General features: G+C 51.6%; 5 protein-coding genes and 1 pseudogene. 1 reads left to right on the plus strand and 5 read right to left on the minus strand.

All coding sequences use genetic code 11. The features are described 5' to 3' along the window. Positions 1–159: transposase domain-containing protein (locus ABYP33_RS17290; protein WP_373092409.1), on the plus strand; the 159-nt coding region annotated here is incomplete at its 5' end. A 344-nt stretch (positions 160–503) separates the two neighbouring features. On the opposite strand, the gene ABYP33_RS17295 is transcribed toward ABYP33_RS17290, so the two are convergent. The 5 genes and pseudogenes from ABYP33_RS17295 to ABYP33_RS17315 form a co-directional block, all read right to left on the minus strand. Beyond that, a complete protein-coding gene (locus tag ABYP33_RS17295) occupies positions 504–1,610 on the minus strand; it encodes a Fic family protein (protein WP_373092403.1) in 1,107 nt (368 codons plus the stop codon). Positions 1,611–2,131: 521 nt separating this feature from the next. Further along, positions 2,132–2,209, minus strand: a pseudogene (locus tag ABYP33_RS17300) (transposase); the annotation flags it as partial. Between the two features lie 198 nt (positions 2,210–2,407). Continuing rightward, the gene (locus ABYP33_RS17305) at positions 2,408–3,139 is read right to left on the minus strand and encodes an MBL fold metallo-hydrolase (protein WP_373092404.1); all 732 of its coding nucleotides are present in this window, start codon (positions 3,137–3,139) and stop codon (positions 2,408–2,410) included. Beyond that, positions 3,136–4,332, minus strand: coding sequence for a cytochrome P450 (locus ABYP33_RS17310; protein ID WP_373092406.1), 1,197 nt, complete (start codon positions 4,330–4,332; stop codon positions 3,136–3,138). Before ABYP33_RS17310 ends, ABYP33_RS17305 begins: the two co-directional genes overlap by 4 nt. Before the next feature lie 128 nt (positions 4,333–4,460). Then, a partial coding sequence (locus tag ABYP33_RS17315; RefSeq protein ID WP_373092407.1) for a hypothetical protein occupies positions 4,461–5,172 on the minus strand: 712 nt, incomplete at its 5' end.

The raw sequence follows: 5,172 nt of genomic DNA on the forward strand, positions 1-5,172 counted from the left end.
CGCAGTGGTCAGCGTGCGGCTAATGTCATGACCTTAATCCAGTCCGCGAAGATAAATGGCCTGAACCCGCAAGCCTACTTGAAAGATGTAATGGAAAGATTGCCGACTCAGCGGGCGTCAAAGATCAGCGAACTACTGCCGTATAATTGGCGGCCGTAGACAATGTGGGTTTGCCGGACGCTTACCCTTTTCAGGCTCACCCGCGAAAAGAGTTTTTAAATTTTCTTTGTTAAGTTCCGAGTTGGCGTCATTTTGTAACGTCCCCTGTTGAAATTGAACAACATTAACAGAGATGTGAGACCTAAGTTTTTTTTGTTTATTGCGCCTCGTCCTGCTTCGGCATCTGCGAGTGAGTTGCGCCAGTAACGAAGCCAGTTTTTCGTGTTCCCTGATTTGCGCATACAAAATTCCATTTCACTTTTCAACTGAAAAGGTTTTAAACCTTTAAAATATGACACTCCGCGCCTCAAGGAGTAGCTCATTCCAAAGAAGAGGCGTATTAATTACAAGCTAACCAAAACATAGCTCGTGCTTCTACCGCCAGCTGGCTCCTTCTCAAGCAACCCACGCGCCATAAGATCATTAATATCCCGAGTAGCAGTATCCTGCGAGCATTTGCAGATTTTTGCCCACTTGGATGAAGTCAGCTTACCCTCAAACCCATCCAGCAGGCGGTTCAGCATTTTCTGTTGGCGGGCGTTGAAATTCTGATCTGCGTTACATGACCAGAACTTGGCTTTAGCCATCACTTTTCCAGTGATGATCTCCGCACCATCAATGGCACCCTGAAGGGCCTCCAGAAACCACACCAGCCACGAGGTGATATCCAGGCTTCCTTTTTGGGTCTTTTCTAAAATATCGTAATAGGATTTATGCTGCCGCTGTATTTCGGCGGACATACTGTAAAATCGATGTGGACTGCCCTCAGCTCGGGCCAGCTGCATATCTGCCAGCGCTCGCGCCGTCCGCCCATTACCGTCTTCGAAGGGGTGGATGGTGACAAACCAGAGGTGGGCGATACCCGCCTTAAGATTGAGGTCACCTTTGAAAGGCGCTTCGAACCATTCGAGGAATCGCGCCATTTCTTGCGGTAATCGTTTGGGATCCGGCGCTTCAAAGTGGATTGTTTCCCGGCCTATTGGGCCGGATACCACTTGCATAGGGCCGGCTTCCGCTTTACGCCAGTCCCCAACCGTAATTTTGTGCATGCCGCTGCGCCCGGTGGGAAACAGCGCCGCGTGCCAGGAGCACAGGCGCTCGCGGGTGAGCGGCTTATCGAAGTACCGGGTAGCATCCAGCATCATTTCCACCACGCCTTCGACAGCGTGATCAGCTTTGACCAGACCCGGAATATCCATTCCCAGATGCCGGGCAATAGAGGAGCGTACCTGCTGCTTGTCGAGGATTTCTCCTTCAATTTCGCTGGTCCGCAGCACATCTTCAGTCAGCGTGTAGAGCTCGGCTTCCTGCCGTAAATCAAAACCGAGGGATTCCATCCTCCCGAGCAGACGACCCTGCTTGCGGGAAACAGCGGGCAGCCGCTCCGCGATGATGGCTTCATCGAAGCTGAAGCTGGGCCAGCCGGAAAGTTCGTGGATGTACCTTGTCATAATCTCCGCACCTTATGCTGGGATTATGTCGGTTTATCTCCGCATCCGCAAGGGCATCATCCGCATACACTGCGGAGAATATAGTGCTTAATCTCCGCAAGGCAGGCACACTCACCAATGCCACACGTAACGCTACTTTAGGTCCAGTGGGAGATTTGTGGGGATCACATGTTCTCTGCCATGCCAAACTACACCCAAAACAACGGACGACTCGAATATTTTAACTTAAAAACAGTAGCTTAGGATTTTGTTGGATTTCTCATAACCCGAAGGTCGCAGGTTCGAGTCCTGCCCCCGCTACCACATTAAAGAACGGCAAATCAGTTACTTACTGGCTTGCCGTTTTTTTTCGCCTGTCGGTTTTAGACCCTAATGACACCCCGTGACGTTTTCCGGCTCTACACCATAATCGGTGTAGCGCGCCGAAAAAATCGCGACAGCGTGCCATATCCAACACAACGACTCGGCTCTACCCAATAAACAGGGGATGGCACTCATTAAACCCTGCTTATAATCCCGCCTCACCCGCAGTGGACCTGCACTCGTAATCGATAATTCTCAAAGTTCCTAAAACCATACGCTCGTCGTGTTATTATTTTCTTAATGATGCGACCCAAAATTTCCGCCGCGTTCGAAGGTGAATCCTCGGTCTCTATCATTCCTAGGGCTTTAGCTGCTTGACACTCACTGCGATGGATTTCTCAGCCGCAATTCCCGAACTGAAAGAACGCAGCGATGCACTGAGCAGCGCGCGATACAATAACTTCTGACTTCTAGTTTAAATTCTCGCTTGTCTGCTATATGGCATTAAATTGACCTGTTGCTTGCATAGAAATGACACTGCCGTGTCCCGGATACAATTTACTTACACCGAGGTCATCAATAAGCCTAAGGGTGCGCCGAGTTTGAGAAGGATTGGCATAAATTGCCGGCGGCACCGCGTTTTCACCACTACCAAGCAGCGTATCTCCTGTCACGAGGCTGCCACTTTCGGCATGCCAAAAACAAATCGAATCCCATGTATGCCCCGGTGTGTGAATAACCGACCAGTCGTCGAACCCTGGTAGCTTGTCTCCATGTTTTAGGCGCAAAGCGTCACTGGGAAATGTCGCGACTTTGTCGACACGCCCTTGCCAGCATGGTTGTTCACGCGCCTGCCGAGTGCGCTCCGCACTTAGATACATTTGCCAAGCGCGCGCACGGAATGCCTCTCGAAACGACGAACCAATCCGGAAAAATGGCCCTAACGGATCTCCTCGTATTTTACGTACGAATTCACCCGCCGCCAGTGGAAGGGCCACGCTAGAACCGCTCGCAACAGCCAGCGCCGAAATGCCACCAATGTGATCAGGGTCGTCATGGGTGCAAGTAGCAAGTCGGATGTCACTAATTGAGCGTTCCAAAACACTTTCTACATAACCTAAAACATACGCGTGGCACTTTACCGCGACATCAAACACCAGCAATTTTTCTGGGTAAACGACCACATAGCTATTGGATAGCCTGGTTTTAACTTGATGGATTATCATTCAGTTACCGGCGCCACCGGCATTGACAGCCAGCCCCTCAATATCGCTACTGGAATGCGCTTTCCACCTTTATCATCAATTTTGAAGCGATGCATAACACCCACTAAATGCTCGAAGGCAACTCGTGCCTCCATGCGTGCCAGTGGCGCACCCATACAAAAGTGAATACCCTTGCCCAAGGCGAGATGCTGCGCTTCTTTGCGTGTAAGTTTGAATTGGGCAGCATCGGGAAAAATCGATTCATCCCTGTTGGCAGAGCCAAAAAGCAACCACACATTATCACCCTCCTTAAGTTCGCATCCTTTGTAGTTATAATCGTGAGCTAAGCGCCGGAACAAGCCGTTGACCGGCCCCTCTAGGCGCAAGGCTTCTTCGACAAATGCGTCGATCAGGCTTTTGTCATCCCGCAGTTGCTGCAGTATCTCTGGGTGAGATTGCAAAAATAACGCGGCATTACAAATCAGATTGGTCGTCGTCTCGTTGCCCGCAATCCATAACAGCTTGCAAAAGCCTAGCAACTCATGGGCGCGTAGCCGTTGCCCCTCTTCATCGGCAATCGCGACTAAGGCCGAGATCAAATCGTCCCCCGGTGTTTCCCGTTTCTCAACGATTACTGCAGCGAGCGCCTCGTCCATTTCATTGGTCAAACTACCCTGGGTATCGGGGTTGCTGCCCATTCCGAGCGCCTGATTCCAAAAGGCCAGACGCTCATAGAATGCTTCTGGTATACCGAGGAGTGTAGCGATCACATTCACTGGTAGCGGACTCGCATAATCTGCGTATAAATCGGCTTGGCCATCACGTTCAAGCTTTGCCAACAGCCCTTCCAGCAGATTCTCAGCCATTGTATGCATTGGCTTTTCTAGCGCAGCAATGCGGCGCGATGTGAAGCTTTTTGACATCAAGCTGCGAAGGCGCGTGTGTTCTGGCGGATCATTTTGCAGCAGCGGCAGGAATCCTGCGGTGTCCTGAGGGGAGTGATTGTTTTCATAAGTGTGATCACCGCCAGGGCCACTCGCAGACGAAAATACACTAGTGTTGCGCAACAGGGCTTCGACATCTTCATAGCGGGATGCCACCCAGAAACCATTTTCCGCACTAAAGAATAGCGGGGCGTGTGCGCGGTAAGATGCCCAGTGATCGAAAGGGGAGCTGATAAAGGCAGTATCAAGCATCGGTAAGTCGAGTTTCAAGGCATTCTCCTTGATAGGCTTGCAGCAGATACCTAATTATCGGAATGCTCAGCGTCAACAAGCAGCCCGCGCTTAAACGCCCTTTGCAAAGCCTATTTATCGGTGCTCGTCGTCATGAGGACATTGGCTTACTGGCTTAAAATCGCATTAGGATGACGGCCAAGATCGATAATCGGAATTTCAACACCCACCGCATCCACCTGATACGGGTTAGGCGGGTTGAGTGCGCCGGTAACCGGATCCACCGCACTTAAAACAGGCGGTAGCTCTGCGTCCCCAATAAAACCGACAAGCCCCGTCAAACCACCCACCGTCATTGGATTAACGACAGCACTGTATTGAACATGCCGCTGAAAAAATAGCAGCCCTACCTGGTCCCCATCCTGCAATCGCTCGCCGACTCCCGCCAATAGGTAGCGCGCATTTTCCAGATTCGGGTTGGCGGTATGCGTGCCCTCAACCAGTGCGGTTACCTGGTCATCAACCAGAATCATGTCTCCGCCCCTTTGGACACCAACACCGAAATAGGCCACGGCCGTAACATCCAGTGGCCCACCGGCATCAGTATCCGTCACGGTGATGGATTCCATGCTCGGAATACCCGCCAATACCTTGTCATCACCTGTGATAGTCACCACCGGTACGAAGACCTGATCCAATGTCGTTACCGGCACGTCGACTGTCACGCTGCCGAGCCTGGCAGGCAGACCGCCTGGCCCGGCCTGTGAACCCACCGGAAAATCGTTGAGCAACAGGCCTGCGGGTGCAGCGGTATGCGCGTCTTCGGTATCCGCGACTGAGATGCATACCCTGGGAATGGATTGAAATGCCGCCGAATCC

The organism is Zhongshania sp. (genome assembly GCF_041584495.1).
GTDB lineage: Bacteria > Pseudomonadota > Gammaproteobacteria > Pseudomonadales > Spongiibacteraceae > Spongiibacter.